At 61.1% G+C, this 16,935-nt stretch carries 14 protein-coding genes; 3 read left to right on the plus strand and 11 right to left on the minus strand.

Features of this window, described 5'->3' with window-relative positions; genetic code table 11:
* Positions 1–2 precede the first annotated feature (2 nt).
* The 3 genes from tssI to IB250_RS06425 form a co-directional block, all read right to left on the minus strand.
* A complete protein-coding gene (gene tssI, locus IB250_RS06415) occupies positions 3–2,045 on the minus strand; it encodes a type VI secretion system tip protein TssI/VgrG (RefSeq protein WP_192343448.1) in 2,043 nt (680 codons plus the stop codon).
* Positions 2,046–2,176: 131 nt separating this feature from the next.
* Positions 2,177–2,692 (minus strand): Hcp family type VI secretion system effector, encoded by a 516-nt coding sequence (locus IB250_RS06420; RefSeq protein WP_007900657.1) that lies wholly within the window; start codon positions 2,690–2,692, stop codon positions 2,177–2,179.
* Positions 2,693–2,797: 105 nt separating this feature from the next.
* The gene (locus tag IB250_RS06425) at positions 2,798–2,992 is read right to left on the minus strand and encodes a hypothetical protein (RefSeq protein WP_192343449.1); all 195 of its coding nucleotides are present in this window, start codon (positions 2,990–2,992) and stop codon (positions 2,798–2,800) included.
* A gap of 101 nt (positions 2,993–3,093) precedes the next feature.
* Between IB250_RS06425 and IB250_RS06430 the strand changes: the two genes are divergently transcribed.
* The gene (locus IB250_RS06430; RefSeq protein ID WP_192343450.1) at positions 3,094–3,771 is read left to right on the plus strand and encodes a type 1 glutamine amidotransferase domain-containing protein; all 678 of its coding nucleotides are present in this window, start codon (positions 3,094–3,096) and stop codon (positions 3,769–3,771) included.
* A gap of 121 nt (positions 3,772–3,892) precedes the next feature.
* On the opposite strand, the gene IB250_RS06435 is transcribed toward IB250_RS06430, so the two are convergent.
* From IB250_RS06435 to IB250_RS06455, 5 genes are all read right to left on the minus strand, one after another.
* Positions 3,893–5,284, minus strand: coding sequence for a VOC family protein (locus IB250_RS06435; RefSeq protein WP_192343451.1), 1,392 nt, complete (start codon positions 5,282–5,284; stop codon positions 3,893–3,895).
* Positions 5,285–5,413: 129 nt separating this feature from the next.
* Positions 5,414–6,631, minus strand: a complete 1,218-nt coding sequence (gene glcF / locus IB250_RS06440; protein WP_192343452.1) for a glycolate oxidase subunit GlcF — start codon at positions 6,629–6,631, stop codon at positions 5,414–5,416.
* 8 nt (positions 6,632–6,639) lie between these two features.
* A complete protein-coding gene (glcE, locus tag IB250_RS06445; RefSeq protein WP_192343453.1) occupies positions 6,640–7,689 on the minus strand; it encodes a glycolate oxidase subunit GlcE in 1,050 nt (349 codons plus the stop codon).
* Entirely contained in the window at positions 7,689–9,188 is a 1,500-nt protein-coding gene (gene glcD / locus IB250_RS06450) for a glycolate oxidase subunit GlcD (protein ID WP_123721115.1), read from the minus strand. The genes glcE and glcD overlap by 1 nt, the downstream gene beginning before the upstream one ends.
* Before the next feature lie 213 nt (positions 9,189–9,401).
* Positions 9,402–10,331 carry an alpha/beta fold hydrolase gene (locus IB250_RS06455; protein ID WP_192343454.1) on the minus strand — a complete coding sequence of 310 codons (930 nt, stop codon included), beginning with the start codon at positions 10,329–10,331 and terminating at the stop codon, positions 9,402–9,404.
* Positions 10,332–10,785: 454 nt separating this feature from the next.
* Between IB250_RS06455 and IB250_RS06460 the strand changes: the two genes are divergently transcribed.
* On the plus strand, positions 10,786–11,859 hold the full coding sequence (locus IB250_RS06460) for a diguanylate cyclase (RefSeq protein ID WP_192343455.1): 1,074 nt from the start codon (positions 10,786–10,788) through the stop codon (positions 11,857–11,859).
* A 216-nt stretch (positions 11,860–12,075) separates the two neighbouring features.
* Entirely contained in the window at positions 12,076–13,317 is a 1,242-nt protein-coding gene (locus IB250_RS06465) for a M20/M25/M40 family metallo-hydrolase (protein ID WP_192343456.1), read from the plus strand.
* Positions 13,318–13,550: 233 nt separating this feature from the next.
* Here IB250_RS06465 and IB250_RS06470 read toward each other — a convergent pair whose 3' ends face one another.
* The 3 genes from IB250_RS06470 to IB250_RS06480 form a co-directional block, all read right to left on the minus strand.
* A complete protein-coding gene (locus tag IB250_RS06470; RefSeq protein ID WP_123499689.1) occupies positions 13,551–14,420 on the minus strand; it encodes an isocitrate lyase/PEP mutase family protein in 870 nt (289 codons plus the stop codon).
* Positions 14,421–14,785: 365 nt separating this feature from the next.
* A complete protein-coding gene (gene astA / locus IB250_RS06475) occupies positions 14,786–15,820 on the minus strand; it encodes an arginine N-succinyltransferase (RefSeq protein WP_192343457.1) in 1,035 nt (344 codons plus the stop codon).
* Positions 15,821–15,881: 61 nt separating this feature from the next.
* Positions 15,882–16,913 carry an arginine N-succinyltransferase gene (locus tag IB250_RS06480; protein ID WP_192343458.1) on the minus strand — a complete coding sequence of 344 codons (1,032 nt, stop codon included), beginning with the start codon at positions 16,911–16,913 and terminating at the stop codon, positions 15,882–15,884.
* Positions 16,914–16,935: the final 22 nt, after the last annotated feature.

A 16,935-nucleotide genomic window follows, 5' to 3' on the forward strand; every position in this document is an offset into this window, starting at 1 on the left:
GATCAAATCGCACAAGCACCTGCCTTGCATTTCTCGCACTCTTCACAGAACGGCGCATTACGTTTCAGCGTATTGATCTGCGCCGGGCTCAGCACCGCGCCCGCCTTATCCGCATCCGCCTGTTTCAACGCCCCAGGCATCAACGGCGCCGCCCCCGTCCCGCTACCGGGGCTACCCCCGGAGTTCATGTTGATCACCGGCCCGCTTAGCGTCACGCCGCTGGCGTCGATCTTGATGAAGCTGCCGCCGCCCTTGAGGGTCAGTTCGCTGCCGGCTTCGAGCACGACTTTCATGCCGCTGCTCAGGTGGATTTCCTGACCGGCTTCGATGAACTGGCCAGTGCCGACCTTGATATGCTGATTCACGCCCACGGTCAGGTGGTCGTTGGCGCGGGCTTCGACTTTGCGGTCTTCGTAGACGGTGTGGTGTTCTTCGGCCTTGAATTCGCTGTAGCTGTTTTGCTCGACGGTGTCGTGGCGTTCGTTGCCGACGCGGATTTTCTGGTCGTGTTCGACGTTTTCGTCCCAGTCACGCTGGGCGTGCAAGAAGATCTGTTCCTGGCCCTTTTTGTCTTCGATGCGCAGTTCGTTGTAACCGCCGCCGCCCGGAGAGCTCAGGGTTTTGAAGGTGCTGCGGGTTTTGTTCGCCGGCAGGGCGTACGGGACGACGTTTTCCTTGTGGTACAGGCAGCCGCTGATCAGCGGTTGGTCGGGGTCGCCTTCAAGGAAGCTGACCAGCACCTCCATGCCGATCCGCGGGATGGCGATGCCGCCGTAATGGGCGCCGGCCCAGGCGGAGGAGACGCGCAGCCAGCAGCTGGTTTTGTCGTCGGCCTGGCCTTCGCGGTCCCAATGGAATTGCACTTTGACGCGGCCGTACTGGTCGCAGTGGATCTCTTCACCTTTGGGCCCGGTGACCACGGCGCTCTGGCTGCCGAGGATCCGTGGTTTGGGGTGGTTCAGCGGTGGGCGGTTCGGCACGTCCCAGGGGGTGGCCTGGAAGCGGTTGCGGTAGCCCTGGTGGAAATCGTCCTTGAGGTTAGTCGTACTGCTGGTGACCGACTCTTCCAGCACTTGCGGCTGTTTGCCTTCGTGGAGGATTTCGGTCAGCAGCCACAGGTCGTTCCACTTAGGCTTAGGGTGTTGGGTCAGGGCCAGGAAGTGGCCGCTGACCAGCAACGGCTGATCGCTTTTGCCTTCGACGAGCTGGAAGTCGCTGCGGTGACGCTCGAGGGCGCGTTTGGCCAGGTGTTTACCGCGTTCGCGGTCGATGAAGCGGCCGGGGTAGTCGTAGTCTTCGAGGTCGGGCAGGGCGTCGCCACGGTGTTCGCTTTCCAGGGTCAGGCGCGGCTTTTCGAAGTCGTAGTCGCGGCGGGTGGTGCGGCTGGTGCGGGTTTCCAGGCGCAGGTCGAAGCGCTTGATCACCGGGTCGTTGGCGACCATGCCGGAGTCTTGCTGGTAGGCCACGGGCGCGAGTTTCGGGAACACCGTCTGGTCATCGCCGAACACCAGTTTGTGGGCCGTGGCGCTGTGCTGGAAGTGGTAATGAATACCTTCTTCCTCACACAGGCGCTGGATGAATTGCAGGTCCGATTCATCGTACTGGACGCAGTAAATGCGCTCGGGATAAATCGCCCCGACTTTGAATTGGTAGGCATTGCTCTGGATGCCGTGCTCTTCGAGGACCATGCCGACGATTTTCGGCACGCTGAGGTTCTGGAAGATACGTTGGTTGATGCGGTGCGCCAGGTAAGACAGCTGCGGACGCAGGGTCACGGCGTAGCGGGTCAGGCGTTTGCCTGAGTCGCCTTGGGCGGCGCGGTAGATCTGGCCATGAATGCCGCTGCCGTCAGGCGAGAGCTGCAAAAAGGCCGGTTTGTGCAGTAGCGTTTCGAGGTCCAGGGACGGCTGTTCACTGACCAGCTCCACCTCAAACACAAAAGGCTGGCTGATGGCTTCCCGACCTTGCAGGGCAAGGACCTGGAGGTCGTTTTCCAGACCTTCGACAGTCAGGGCAAAGTGAGTCTGATTGGCCGGCGCGAACATCCCTTGTTCCTCGTGCAGTGCTGCGGCGCACGCCGGCACCCAAACGGGCGCTTGCGGACGCGAAAATTCCTGGTAGGCGCAAATGACATCGACCAGCAGAGCTGGCCGATGTTTGGAACCGTCAGCCGCGATTAAGCGACTGGAACACGCCAGTCATCGGAACCCGAAGTACCGGATACTTCGTGGGTCCAGGTGATTTTGCGGTAGGTGAATTGCACTTCTTCCAGGTGCGTGAAGTGCGAGTTCGACGGATCCTGGCAGTTGTGCATTTTGTTGTTGATGGCGACGATGATCGCGTCTTCCAGTTTGGTGGTGTAGTAGTGCTCTTGGGTACCTTGAGCCGAAGTGCGGTACCACTGGATAACGATTTCGCTCATGCGCTCGCCGGAGGTCAGCGCCGCTTGCAGCAGTGGCGAGGACTTGTCGTAGACCTTGGTGATCACGACTGGCTTGTGTACACGCTGACCGGTCGGTTGGCCCGACTGCGGGTCACGCGGGATGATCACGTCGTGGCTGAAAGCCTGAACCATGACCTGGTCTTCGTGGCCTTCCTGGTAGGTGTTGCCAACGGAGTCGGCGGTGAATGCGCCGGCAGTGATCAGGCCTTGTTTCTCGCCGGTAACGGACATGTACGCTGGTGTAGCCATGGATGTGCTCCTTGCTAAAAGTTAGGGTGCCCGGGAGGCGGTATCGCCCGGTGGGTGCCTGACTGTTATCAAGGAGCGTGCCAGAAATGATTAATACTATATAAATCAGGTGGTTGAGGTTGTTTTTCCAACGCTTGAGAGGTTTTTGGCAAGGATCAGCTGAAAAAGTGCGCAAGAAGTTGCGCACCACTGCGCAACTTCTTGCGCACTCGGCTGGAGGGCTTGATAAACCTGGCGTTCAGCATCGCCGGGGGACTTTTCACCGAAATAGTTGCGCAACTTCTTGCGCATCAAGGCCATGAGCCGTCCCCCCCGACAATGGGCGCAACGAATAGCGCTGCCCGGAGGTCAAATCCAGCGCCGAGATCACTGAACAACCCTGGCATCGACTGGAGAACGACATGAAAATCCTGATGGTTTTAACGTCCCACGATCAATTGGGTAATACCGGTAAGAAAACCGGCTTCTGGCTCGAAGAATTCGCCGCGCCGTATTACACCTTCAAGGATGCTGGCGCGCAGCTGACCCTGGTTTCACCCAAGGGCGGCCAGCCACCCCTGGACCCTAAAAGTGATGAGCCAGACGCGCAAACAGCGGCCACCGATCGTTTCCGCAAGGATTCCGCTGCCCAGTCCGCATTAGCGTCTACCGGGTTGCTGAATACCGTGAGAGCCGAAGACTACGACGCTGTTTTCTATCCAGGCGGGCATGGCCCATTGTGGGATCTGGCTGAAGATCCCTTTTCAATTGCGCTGATCGAGGCGTTCTACAACGCGGGCAAACCGGTGGCGGCGGTCTGTCATGCGCCGGGGGTGTTGCGCCACGTCAAGGATGAGGATGGCCAGCCGTTGGTCAAAGGCAAGCGCGTGACAGGCTTCACCAACTCCGAAGAGGCCGCTGTGCAGTTGACGGATGTCGTGCCGTTTTTGGTGGAAGACATGCTCAAGGCCAACGGTGGCCTCTTCTCCAAGGCCGATGACTGGGCGAGTTACGTGATCGTGGATGGTCTGTTGCTGACCGGTCAAAACCCCGCCTCGTCGGAAGCGACCGCCAACGCGTTGTTGGCGAAGCTGCAATAAGATCAAAAGATCGCAGCCTGCGGCAGCTCCTACCTCGACCGCGTGCAACCGCAGTGCAACGGGTGTACTCGACCCCCGTAGGAGCTGGCGAAGCCTGCGATCTTTTTTGCGGCCATCATACTTATTCGGAAACGTTCAAACCCAGTGCTGCAAAACACTCCTCAATCGACCGCCGCTGCGTCTCGGCATACAGCCCCAGCTCGTCAATCGTCGACCTTCCCAGAGCCTTTTCGAACGCTTGCTGGTTCGAATGCACGCCATAGTGGGTTTGCGCCGCGTCCCCTAGGTTCGACTGAAAAATCCCCGCCGCGCTGACCGGCAAAAAGTCTTCGTACACCAGCGGTTCAACCCGCACATAGCCGTCGCGAAGCAAATCCTCCAGCGACAAACCGTTCAGCCCCTTCGCCGCCAAGCCTTTTTCCGTCACGAAGTAGCGAAAATACGCCAGTTCCTGTCGGCGCATATCCTCGACGGTGTCAGGGAATTCGCTGAAGTGCTGCATCATTAGTGCGTTGTAGCGTGCGGCGTTGGCTTCGTTGGGGAAATCCTTGAGTTCATCCCGGGCAGCGTTGAGCAAGCGGTCGTAAAGCGCCCGGCCTCTGGGGGTGAGCGCCGCGCCGCGTTGCTCGATTTCACCGAAACGGGCGCTATGACTGCCGCGGGTCTGGGTTTGATCGGTGAAGGTGACAGGCTCGTCCAGCGCCTTGAAACTGGTTTGGCGCAGCAGGATCGGGCATTGGCGGCGGGGCGGGCCTTCGATCACCGCTTTGGGGGTGATGCCATGGGCGGGCATTTGCGCCTGCACAATGTCGATGTCCAGGGTGCGTGGCGTCAGGTGGTTGATGTGCGGGCCTTTGAACGCCACCACGTCGGCGATCAGTCGATGCTGGGCGCTGAGTTGCTGGTACTGCTCGGCGGTGACGGTGGCGCTGTGGTGCCAGCGGAAGGTTTCCAGGGCTTGTGCGACGAAATCCTGCGCCTCGTCTTCGCTCAGGCCGCCCTGGGTTTCAGCGCGCTCGATGAGGGTCAGTGCCGCCGGGGTGAAGATCGAGCGCTTATCCAGCACCGACTGGGCAAAGGCCCGCAGTTCGGCATCTTCGATCAGTTCCAGGCGCAGCAGCGAGGTGAACACCCGGAATGGGCTGATCTGCAACGCTGCTTCATGCACAGCGCGGAACGCGGTGGAATGCACCGGCACGCCGGCCGGGGTCAGGTCGTAATAGCCCACTGGCTGCATGCCCATCACGGCGAACAGGCGGGCGAGGGTCGCCAGTTCAGCGGCAGTGCCGACCCGGATCGCGCCGTGGCGTTCCAGGTCCAGGCGCTGGATTTCGCCGGTGCTGTGTAGCTGTCGGGCGATCTGCGGGTCGCTGTCCAGCACGTGGCGGTTGGTCTGTCCCACCAGTTCCATCAGCGCGCCGTACAGCGGCACTTCTTCGCGGTACATGTCGGACATCGCTTTGGAGAAGCGTTGGCGGATCAGGTCAGGGCTGACGAAGTTCGGATGGCTCATGAAAAGTTTCCTGGCGCAGTGACGTAACGGATGCCGGAAAAGATCGCAGCCTTCGGCGGCGCCGACAAACGAAGTTTCTGACGAACTTCATTCTGCCAAGGACTGTTCTTGCATCGCAGGAGTGTTCGGTTATCGCAGCACTTGGTCCACCAATTCGATCCAGTGCCTGACCGGCGTTCGTCCGGCGCTGTTGAGGTGGCTCTGACAGCCGATGTTGGCGGTGGCAATGACCTCGGGGTGGCCGCTTTCCAGAGCGTTGAGTTTATTGTCACGCAGTTGCCGGGCCAGTTCCGGTTGGGTGATCGAGTAGGTGCCGGCCGAGCCGCAACACAAATGACTGTCGGGCACCGCTGTGAGATTGAAACCCAATCGGGTCAGCACGGCTTCTACCGCACCGCCGAGTTTTTGGGCGTGCTGCAAGGTGCAGGGGCAGTGGAAGGCGATCCGCTGGTCAGTAGCAGCGCAGACCCGTTCCAAAGGCTCATCGGTCAGCACTTGCACCAGGTCCAGCGCCAGTTCGCTGACCCGCTGGGCTTTGGCTGCATAGACCGGATCGCGCTCCAGCAGATGCCCGTAATCCTTGATGAATGCGCCGCAGCCACTGGCGGTTTGCACGATGGCTTCGGCGCCGTTTTCCAGGTGCGGCCACCAGGCGTCGATGTTGCGTCGGGCGCGGTCCAGGCCCATGGCTTGGGCGTCGAGGTGATAGTCCAGCGCACCGCAGCACCCAGCTTCGGGCGCCGGGATCACGCTGATCCCCAGCCGATCCAGCACCCGCGCGGTCGCGGCATTGGTGTTCGGCGACAGACCGGGTTGTACGCAGCCTTCGAGCATCAGTACCCGGCGAGCATGCCGAGGGGCAGGGCGCTCGCCTGCGGCGGGGAGGTCGTGGGGCAATTTTGCCTCTATGCCCCGTGGCAGCAATGGCCGGAATGTGGCGCCGATCTGCAGCAAGGTCTTGAACAGATTCGGATTCGGCGCCAGCGCCCGCAACCCCTGACGCAACAACCGCTGACTGGCCGGGCGCGGCACCGCTTGATCGATCACGGCGCGGCCGATGTCCAGCAGGTTGTGATAATCCACCCCGGACGGGCAGGTGGTTTCGCAGTTGCGGCAGGTCAGGCAGCGATCCAGGTGCAACTGGGCTTTGGCCGTGGCGGGGGCGCCTTCGAGCACTTGCTTGATCAGGTAGATGCGCCCGCGCGGCCCGTCCAGTTCGTCGCCCAGCAGTTGATACGTCGGGCACGTGGCGTTGCAGAAGCCGCAATGCACGCAGGTGCGGAGGATCTTGTCCGCTTCTTCGGCGCGGGGCAGTAGTTTGGACTGTTCGCTGAGGTTGGTTTGCATAACGCCCCCTAGAGCTCCGCGTACATCCGGCCGGGGTTGAACAGCCCTAGCGGGTCCAGTTGCGCCTTGAGTTGTCGGTGATAGCGCAGCAGTGCCGGGGCCAGCGGCTGGAATGGCGTCTCGCTGACGCCATGGCTGAAACAGGTGGCATGGCCGCCGAGTTCACGGGCTCGCGACTGAATGTTGTCGGCTGCGGATTTCAGCCAGCGTTGCGCGCCGCCCCAGTCGATCAGTTGCTCACCGGGCAAGTCCAGAGGCCCGAGGTTGTTGGGCAATGACAAGCGCCACAGCGGCAGGCCCTCATTGAAAAAGTCTAGTCGTTGTTCGTTCAGGTCGGCCCAATAACCGGAGTCCAACGGTTCGCCGCCGAGCCGTTGATGGGCGGCCGTCACCGAACCTTCGCCGCCTTCGAGCCGCAGATACAGACGCTGACCGTCGTGGCAGGCGGCGCTGATGGGCAGTGGCTGCTGGCCCCATTGCGCCAGATTTTCCAAGGCGTGGGTGCAATCGATGTCCAGGCTGATGCTCAAGCATTGCCGGGGTTTGGGCAGCACTTTGAGCGAGACTTCGGTCAGCACCCCGAGGCAGCCATAACTGCCCACCATCAGGCGCGAGAGGTCGTAGCCGGCGACGTTTTTCATCACTTCGCCGCCGAAGCGCAGGTGGGTGCCGAGGCCGCTGATCACTCGGGTACCGAGGACAAAATCCCGCACCGAACCGGACCACGGGCGCCGAGGTCCAGACAGCCCCGCCGCGATCATCCCGCCGACGGTGGCGCCTTCACCGAACGACGGTGGCTCGCAGGGCAGCATTTGCCCTTTTGCATCCAGTGCGGCAAACAGTTCGCTGAGCGGCGTGCCGGCGCGAACGCTGATCACCAGCTCCGTCGGGTCGTAACTGACGATGCCGCGATGGGCGCGGGTGTCGAGTATTTCTCCGGCCACTTCACGGCCGAGAAACGCCTTGGTGTTACCGCCCTGAATGCGCAGCGGCGTGGCGTTCTCCCGCGCCTGTTTGACCTGCTCCAGCAGGGTTTCACTGGCATCGAAGTCCGGCATCAGAAACGCTCCAGCTCAGGGAACGGCAGTTGCCCGGCGTGGATGTGCATCGCGCCGAATTCCGCGCAGCGGTGCAGGGTCGGGATGTTCTTGCCGGGATTGAGCAGGCCCTTTGGGTCGAACGCGGCTTTCACGGCGTGAAACAAGGTCAATTCATCACTGTTGAACTGCGCGCACATCTGATTGATTTTCTCCCGGCCGACGCCATGCTCGCCGGTGATGCTGCCGCCGACTTTCACGCACAGTTCGAGGATCTTGCCGCCGAGGGCTTCGGCCCGTTCCAGCTCGCCGGGCTGGTTGGCGTCGAACAGGATCAGCGGGTGCATATTGCCGTCGCCGGCGTGGAAAACGTTGGCCACGCGCAAGCCGTACTCTTGCGCCAGGCTGGCGATGCCCTTGAGCACACCGGGCAGTTCGCGGCGGGGGATGGTGCCGTCCATGCAGTAGTAATCAGGCGAGAGGCGGCCGATCGCCGGGAAGGCATTCTTGCGCCCGGCCCAGAACCGCACGCGTTCGGCTTCGTCCCGAGCCTGGCGCACCTCGCTGGCACCGGCCTGTTGCAGCACCTCGCGAACCCGCTCGCAATCGTCATGGACATCGGCTTCGACGCCGTCCAGTTCGCAGAGCAGGATCGCTTCGGCGTCCACCGGGTAACCGGCGTGAATGAAGTCTTCGGCAGCGCGGATCGCCAGGTTGTCCATCATCTCCAGGCCTCCCGGGATGATCCCGGCCGCGATGATCTCGGCCACCGCGCGGCCGGCCTTTTCCACAGAATCGAAACTGGCCAGCAGGACTTTGGCGACCTGGGGTTTGGGCAGCAGCTTGACCGTGACTTCGGTGATGATCCCCAGCAAGCCTTCGGAGCCTGTGAACAGTGCCAGCAAGTCGAAGCCCGGTGCGTCCAGCGAATCGGCGCCGAGGGTCAGGTGTTCGCCTTCAAGGGTCAGCACCTCGAGTTTCAGCAGGTTGTGTACGGTCAGGCCATATTTGAGGCAATGCACGCCACCGGCGTTTTCTGCGACGTTGCCGCCGATGGAGCAGGCGATTTGCGAGGACGGGTCCGGCGCGTAATACAAACCGAAGGGCGCCGCCGCCTGGGAGATCGCCAGGTTACGCACTCCCGGCTGGACTCGTGCGGTGCGGGCGGCAGGGTCGATGTGCAGAATGTTGTTGAACCGTACCATTACCAGCAGCACGCCTTTGTCCAACGGCAGAGCTCCGCCGGACAACCCGGTGCCGGCTCCGCGCGCCACCACCGGCACGTTGCGGGCATGACAGAGCCGGAGCAGCGCTTGTACCTGTTCCAGCTGTCGGGGCAGGGCGACCAGCATCGGCGTGGTGCGATAGGCCGAGAGGCCGTCGCATTCGTAGGGTTTGAGTTCTTCTTCGCGCCAGAGAATGTCCAGGTCCGGCACCTCCTGCTGCAAGGCCTTGAGTAGCGCGGCCTTGTCGACATTGGGCAGAACACCGTCGATGCGTTCGTCGTAAAGAATGTTCATGATCGCGCCTCATATGAATCGCTGAACATCACTCCGAATTATCCGCCGAATATCCCCGTAGCAGCTGTCGAGCCTGCGAGGCTGCGTTCGGCTGCGAAGCAGTCGTTAAACCAGAACTTGCGGTGCAACAGGCAAACCGCGTCAGCCGGATTCACGACTGCTTCGCAGCCGAACGCAGCCTCGCAAGCTCGACAGCTGCTACGGGGGGAGAGCTCATGAGCGATGTGTCTCCAGAAACTCCCGATACAGCCGCGCGGTCTTGGCCGGTTGCTCAACCATCGGCATATGGCCGACACCGTCCCAGATTTCCACTTGCAGATCGGCGATACCCTTGCTCCAGACCGGTACGCTGCTGACGTCGATCAAGCGGTCCTTGCGCCCCCACAGAAGCAGCGCCGGGCATTTGATGTCGGGCAGTTTTGGCTCCATGGGCGGGCTGGCGTGGAAGTCCCTGAAGATTTCTTCCAGCTCGTCGCGCTGCTGTTCATAACGCTGGGCGACGGCGTCCAGCACGATCCCCGGCACCCATGGCGGCGAAACCATGGTCATGGCATAAAAATGCTGGAACTCTTCACGGGAATGAATCAAAAACGGGTTATGCCCGCGAGCCAGGTGTCGCTCCATATCGCTGGGCTCCGGGGCGGTGACCCCGGCCGGGTCGAGCAGCGCCAGCGAGATAATGCGCTCCGGGTAATTGGCCGCCAGCCACGCCGCGATGTAGCCGCCCATGGAGTTGCCGATCACGTGTACCTTTTCGACCCCACAGATATCGAGCAACTGGATCAACCGTTTGGCCTGGACCGGAATGTCATAGCCACCGCCGGCCTTGAAGCCGGTTTCGCCGTGCCCCGCGAGGTCAGGAATAATCACCCGGTAGTCGTCGACAAAATGCCGGGCGAAGCGCAGCCAGATGTTCTTGTCGGCGCTGTAGCCGTGCAACATCAGCACACTGCTGGCGGCTTCGTAAGGCCCGCCTTGCCAGGTCGAAACGGTCATTTCGGGGATTGGCACGACGATCTTGTGCAACCGGTACAGCCGGGCCTCCAGCGCCATGTTCAAGTCATAGAGCCAGTAACCGATGGCCGGATAGCTCAACCAGCTCCAGGCCACGAAGACGGCGATAGTGACAACCAACAAAAGCATCAGGCTATTCCTTTGCAGTGATCAGGACAGCGTGTGGTCGGCGGGTTTGAGCGCTCGGGTCAATGGCTGTAACTGAAATCCAATTCCGCCGCGACACACTCTTTGTAGCAGCTGGCGAAGCCTGCGTTCGGCTGCGAAGCAGTCGTCAAACCTGAGCTCGCGATGCAATAGGGCAAACCGCATCAGCCGGATTCACGACTGCTTCGCAGCCGAACGCAGCCTCGCAGGCTCGGCAGCTGCTACAACCGAACGCAGCGGCTACAAGGCCTCCTCTTTATCGTTGTTATCGATCCCTCCCTTCATGTATAGACCAAACATTGGGTATTCAGCTCATGGGAGGTGATGCTATTCAGACCGCCAACCGGTGATGGCTATTTGCCGTTCCCCTGATAGACTTCAAACACACTTTCAACCCGTGCGTTGTCAGGCTCCGTTCAGCGGTACAGAGGCCTCTATGGAAAAAAAGGGAGGAAAGGGACTTTCACTGGCCAGGAGGCTTTATGGGTCGCGAATCCTGGGGCTGGCCCTGGGATTATTGTGCGTCGGCGCAGGGATGTACCCACTCGACCCGCCGCCATGGGTCTGGGGGGTAATGCTGTTCAACGGGCTGCTCTGGCCGCATGTGGCCTATCAATGGGCGCGCCGGGCGGAAATCCCTTTTCGTGCCGAACACCGCAATATCCTGGTGGACGCGTTTCTCGGCGGTTTCTGGGTGGCCGCCATGCAGTTCAATCCGCTGCCCAGCGCGGCGACCCTTTCGATGATGGCGATGCACAACGTGGCCATCGGCGGTTTGCGTTTTCTGTTGATGGGCACCGTCGCGCAGGTGCTTGGGATAGGCCTCGGGCTGCTGGTGTTCATGCCGGCTTTTGTCCCGCAAACCAGTCCGTTTCAGCTATACGCCTGCTTGCCTTTGCTGTCGATTTATCCGCTGTCCTTTGGCTGGATCTGCTTCCGTCAGGCCGACACCCTCGGCCGGCACAAGCGCGAACTGCTGGCCCTGAGCCGCACCGACAGCCTGACCGGCCTGCTGAATCATGGTGCCTGGAAAGATCAGCTGGAAATCGAGTTTCAGCGTTGCCAACGCCAGCAGCAGGGCGGGGCGATTGCGCTGATCGACATCGACCATTTCAAAACCATCAACGACACCTACGGCCATGTCGCCGGGGACATCGTCCTGCGTCAGCTGAGCAAAATGCTCAAGCAGAACCTGCGCGCAGCGGATGTCGCCGGGCGTTATGGCGGCGACGAATTCTGTGTGCTGCTGCCGGACCTGCCGCTGGACCGCGCTGCCGTGGCGATGGATGCGTTGCGTGATCGTTTCGCCACGTTGGGTTACGAGCAGAACCCGGCATTGAAAGTCAGTTTGAGCATCGGCCTGGCAGCCTTCAACCCGGCCCACGACGACGCGACCCTGTGGCTCAACGACGCCGACCAGGCGCTCTACGAAGCCAAGACCACCGGCCGCAACCGCGTCATTTGCCACAGTGATGGTAAACCGCATCAAGCATTGCTCGATTCGGTGTAAGCCAATCACCACAAATCCCTTGTGGGAGCGGGCTTGCTCGCGAAAGCGGTGTATCAGGCAACGATGATGTCGACTGACACTCCGTCTTCGCGAGCAAGCCCGCTCCCACAGGGGGAGTGTGGTCATTCAGGTTTGTAGGTGTCGCATCCGGTGTAGAGCCTTGCGTCGTAGTCAGGTAGGGTATTTTCGACCCCGACACGAAACAAGGATCGATTCATGACGTTCAAACGCTCGCGCTCCCTCCTGGCCACCAGCCTTGGCCTGACCCTCGCCCTCGGCGCCTTCACCCCTACAGCCTTCGCCGAACCCCATAAACAAGTCCTCGCCGATGCCGAACAGTACAAAGGTGAAGCCCTGAAACTGCTGGAACGGTTGGTGAACATTGACTCCGGCTCCGGTTATGAGCCGGGCCTGACCCAGGTGAGCGACATCGCCATCGAAGAGTTGAAGAAGCTCGGTGCCACTATCGAACTCGTGCCCAACACTCCGGACAAGAGCAACCATGTACTGGCCACGCTCAAAGGCACCGGCACGGCGAAAATCCTGCTGATGGCGCACATGGACACCGTGTTCAAGGAAGGCTCCGCCGCCGCGCGCCCGTTCCACATCAAGGACGGCCGCGCCTACGGGCCGGGCGTGATGGACGACAAGGGCGGCATCGTCGCCGGGATCTATGCACTGAAGGTTCTGAAAAACCTTGATTTCAAGGATTACGGGCAGATCACTTTCCTGCTCGACGCCAGCGAAGAAACCGGCTCGGACGTCGCCACCGATCTGATCAAGAAAACCGCCAAGGCCCACGACGTAACACTCAACCTCGAACCGGGCCGCCCGGCGGATGGTTTGGTGGTATGGCGCAAAGGCAGCGCCACCGCCGTGGTCGAGGTCAAGGGCAAGGCATCTCACGCTGGCGTCGCGCCGGAACTGGGGCGTAACGCGGCCATGGAAGCCGCGCACCAGATCCTGCAACTCGGCAAACTGGGCGATGCGCAGAAGAAAACCACCATCAACTTCACCGTGTTGAACGCTGGCGATCGCACCAACGTGATTCCGGATCAGGCCACCGCCAAGGCTGACGTGCGGGCAGCGGTGCCGGAAGAGTTCGACCGGATCGAGAAGGACCTGGCACGAGTCTCCAAAGACAAGCTGATTCCCGAGACTGAAGTCACCACTACCCTTAAACGCGGCTTGCCACCGATGCCGCAAACGGCGGAGTCAGATCGCTTGATGGCCATGGCCCAGGGGATTTACGGCGAAATTGGCCGCAAGCTGACGGAAGAAGGCAGCGGCGGGGCGGCGGATGCCAGCCTCTCGGCCGGGGTGGGTACACCGACGCTGGATGGTTTCGGGATTGTCGGCGGCAATATCCATACCCCCGAGGAATACGCCGAGGTCGAGAGCGTGGCGCCGAGGATTTATCTGCTGTCGCGGATGATTATGGAATTGACCAAGAAGTAATCGGCCAGATCATTCCTTGATGTGGGGCCGGCTCTGTGGTGAGGGGGGCTGGCCCTGAGGAGGGAGGTTCAAGGTTGCGATTTAGCGGTGTCTCATCTGGCCCCTTCGCGAGCAAGCCCGCTCCCACATTTGATTGCGGGCGTGCACAAATAATGTGTCCACAGAAAATCCAGTGTGGGAGCGGGCTTGCTCGCGAAGGGGCCAGATGTCACACCATCATTTGCGCCGAAGACTCACTCCTTGACGCTCATATATTCCTTCGCCCAAACGATGTATTCCTCAGGCTGCGTGTACGTGTGCGTCAGTTCAGTCGCGCTCAGATCCGATGCCTGGGTGAAGATCTGGCGTTGTTCGCGCAGGCTGTCATAAGTCGCCTTGATCGCCGCGAAGTACGCACCATGCCCGTCGATGGTGACGCGCACACCCAGTTCGGCCAGGCGATCGTCGTCGCGCAGCAACGGGTTGCCATAGGTGACCAGCATCAGCGGTACGCTCAGGTGCTCGGCGATTTGTTCGAGGTGATCGAAGTCCCGCACGCCCACCATGCAAATCCCGTCCGCCCCGGCCTGTTGGTATTGCTTGGTGCGGCTGATGATCTCCTGAACCGGCAGGATCCCGGCATTGGTCCGCGCAATGATCGCCATTTCCGAGTCGACCCGGGCTTCCAGAGCCGCGCGAATCTTGCCGACGCCTTCCGCGACCCCGATCAGGTCAGTGGACTTGCGGCCGAATTGCGCCGGCAACAGGGTGTCTTCAATGGTCAGGGCGGCCACGCCAGCGCGTTCGAGTTCGACGATGGTGCGCATGACGTTGAGCGCGTTGCCATAGCCGTGGTCGGCGTCGGCGATCACCGGCAATTGGGCCACGCGGCCGATGCGGGTAGCCTGCTCGGCGAACTCGCTCAGGGTAATCAAGGCAAAGTCGGGGGCGCCCAACACCTGCAACGACGCGACCGAACCACCGAGGATCCCCACTTCAAAACCCAGATCAGCGGCAATGCGTGCCGACATCGGGTCGAAGACCGACGCGGTGTGATAGCAGGCGTTGGAAGCGAACAGTTGGCGGAAATTACGGCGCAAATCTTGATGTGACAGCCTGGACATATGAGTTCCACCATACAAAGGAATGGAAGGGCTTGAGCAAAAGTGTCAACGCCGAAGGAACAAAAGGCTATCACGTGGGCGAGTGAAGAATGATGACGAATTTGCCGGCCAAGGGATGCAAGATCAAAAGATCGCAGCCTGCGGCAGCTCCTGCAGAGTGCATATCATCCGGATTGACACGATCCTGGCCTCGCCGCGATCCCTTATAGCAGCTGCCGAAGGCTGCGTTCGAGTGCGAAGCGCTCGCCATCACGGATCGGAAGTCATGCATAAAAAAATCGAGTCGGCGATCAGTCTCAAAGACTGAGTTGGAAAGTTTACGACTGCTACGCAGCCGAACGCAGGCTTCGCCAGCTGCTACATGATCACGCCGCCACCGCCTGTTGCTGTTGATTGCGCAGCGGCACGGCACGCACCGAGTTGCCGGGTTGCAGTTGCAGGCGTTTGGCAGTGAGTCGGTCGACGATCAGGCTGTTGCCGACCAGCCGCGCCGGGGCAGTGGTGATGCGGCAGTTTTCCAGGCGGCGGTTGTGGATCAGCCATATTGGCGCCTGGTCGTCGGGCGTGCCGATGGCCAGCTCCAAGCGTTGGCTGTCACGCACCGTGCGGATTCTCGATACCGGGGCTTCGATCACCGGGCCGGCGTCGAAGATGTCGATGTAACCCTTATGAGCAAATCCCTCGGCGGTGAGGAGCTTCAGTGCAGGTTCGGTGTTCGGGTGCGGCTTGCCGATCACCGCCTGCGCCTGTTCGGTGAGCAGGCAGGTGTAGAGCGGCTGGCGCGGCATCAGTTCGGCGATGAATGCTTTGCTGCCAAGCCCCGACAAGTGATCGGCATGGCTGAAATCCATCTTGAAAAAGTGCCGACCCAGGCTGTCCCAGAACGGTGAGCAGCCTTGTTCGTCGGCACTGCCGCGCAGTTCGGCGATAAGCTTGTCGCCGAACAGATGGGGGAATTCGGCAACGAACAGCAGGCGCCCCAGCGACAGCAGTCGACCATTATTGCCATGACGTTGATCGTGTCGCAGAAACAACGAACAGATTTCCGATTGGCCGGTCATTTCGTTATTCAGAAACAACGTGGGAATCTGGCGCGCAATACCCAGGTCCGGCGATGAACTGACCGTGAGCCCCACCCGGTAGTTGTACCAGGGCTCCCGCAGGCCGACAGCCCCCACCAGGGCACTGACGCCGACCACTTGTTGATCGTCGTCTTCAAGCACGAACAGGTAATCGGCATCCGCACGCTCGACCTGTTCGGCAAAGGTGCGCTGGGCCCAGCGCACACGGTGGGTCAGGCGCTCTTCACTGGCCGGCAGGGTGGTGAACCCGGGGCCGGCCCGTTGCACCAGATCAAGCAAGGCGGGCAGGTCGGTGACTTGAACCGGGCGGACAATCATGATGCTGCTCCTTCTTCGCGCATGTTCGGGCGCTGTCGTTGGGCACGGGGCCGGTGGCGGCTCACAGGGCGATCAACCGGATTGCGCTGGCGTCGGTCACATTCAGAGCCGCGCGCATCTCGGCGCTCAAGGCCACGGGTTGCCCGGCGTGGTAGTCCAGTTCGGCAACGATGGCGCGGTAACCCTTCAACGAATCGTTGCTCACCAGGCAGTTGCTTACCAGGGAGCTACCGCGGGCATCGATGGCCGGGCCAGGATGCACCGTGCCGGTCTGGCTCTGGGCGATGGAGCGAATGTTCGAGGTGCGTGCGTACAGCGTCGGGCCAGCGTCGAACAGGTCGATGTAGCTGTTGGTCTCGAAGCCTTCGCGTTCAAGAATGTCGAAGGCCTCTTGACCGTCAGGATGAATCCGGCCGATACAGGCCTGTGCCTCCGGCGGCAGCATCGGCACGTAAATCGGGTATTGCGGCATCAGTTCGGCGAGAAACGTCCGGCTCTGCAGCCCGCAAAGCCGCTCGGCCTCAACGTACGGCAGGTCGAAGAAGTGCTTGCCCAGCGCATCCCAGAACGGTGACTGGCCCTGTTCGTCGCTGTAGCCAACGATTTCGGTGATCACCGCTTCGGCAAAGCGCGCCGTGTGGGCGGCGATGAACAGCAATCGCGCCCGGGACAGCAATTCGGAAAACCGCGTGCGTTCCAGTGCTGCGTCGATATGGAAGCCGCGCAGCAACGTATGACCACTGAGGTCGTGGCACAATGACAGTGCCGGCACCCCGTGCTCGATGTTCAGCTCCCGTGAGGCGCTGGTGAAATGGCGGTTGCGCAAACTGTAGAACGGCTCGTTGAACCCTGCGGTGGCGAGGATTTCCGAGCAGCCGACCAGATGGCGAGTCGTGAGATTTTCCAGCACGAAGAAATAGTTCTCCGGACCAGGCCCCTGAACGTCTTTCTCGAACGAAGCGCAGGAGGCGAGAATCTTCTCGCGCAGGCGTTCGGTGTCGTCCGGCAAGGATGTGATCCCTACCAGACTGTCGCGCGCCAGTTGCTGCAACTGGGGCAGGTCGGTTAACTCCACCGGGCGTAAGACCAGCATGGATGTACTCCTGTATCAAAGG

Source organism: Pseudomonas sp. PDM09 (assembly GCF_014852305.1).
Classification (GTDB): domain Bacteria; phylum Pseudomonadota; class Gammaproteobacteria; order Pseudomonadales; family Pseudomonadaceae; genus Aquipseudomonas.